Genomic DNA, 528 nt, shown 5'->3' with positions numbered 1-528 from the left:
TCGACGACACCCGGCCGACGGTGATCATCGCCTACACCATCAAGGGCCGCGGCCTACCGACTCAGGGGCACCCGCAGAATCATTCGTCGTTGCTGACCGTCGAGCAGTACGAACAACTCGCCGCCGAACTCGGGATGGACCCGAACAACCCCTGGGCCCGGTTCGCCACCGACAGCACCGCGGGTCGGGTCTGCGCGGCCTCCGCCGAATGGCTCTCGCGTGACCCGGTCGAACTGACAACCCCGCCCCCGGTCCCGGCCGACATCGGCCGCACCCCGTCCGGCACCTCCACCACCCAGGCCGCGCTGGGTCGAGTCCTACTCGACCTGTCGCGTCAGGCCCCGGACGCAGCGAAGCGGGTGGTGACGGTCAGCCCCGACGTGTCGTCGACAACGAATCTGGCGGGCTGGTTGAACAAGGTCGGGGTGTGGTCGCCGAACGAGCGCCGCAACTGGTTCGACGACGACGCCGAGACGATCATGCACTGGCGGGAAAAGCCCACCGGGCAGCACATGGAACTGGGCATCG

The 528-nt window shown here is 68.4% G+C and carries 1 pseudogene; it reads left to right on the top strand.

The annotated features are described in order from the left end of the window. Positions 1-528 (top strand): annotated as a pseudogene (locus P3H15_RS54475) (pyruvate dehydrogenase); the annotation flags it as partial.

Origin of the sequence: Rhodococcus sp. T2V, from assembly GCF_029269925.1 — a bacterium.
Taxonomy (GTDB): Bacteria; Actinomycetota; Actinomycetes; order Mycobacteriales; family Mycobacteriaceae; genus Rhodococcus_F; species Rhodococcus_F koreensis.
The sequence above is the reverse complement of the archived record's forward strand: the minus strand, read 5'-3'. Positions and strand labels throughout refer to the sequence as shown.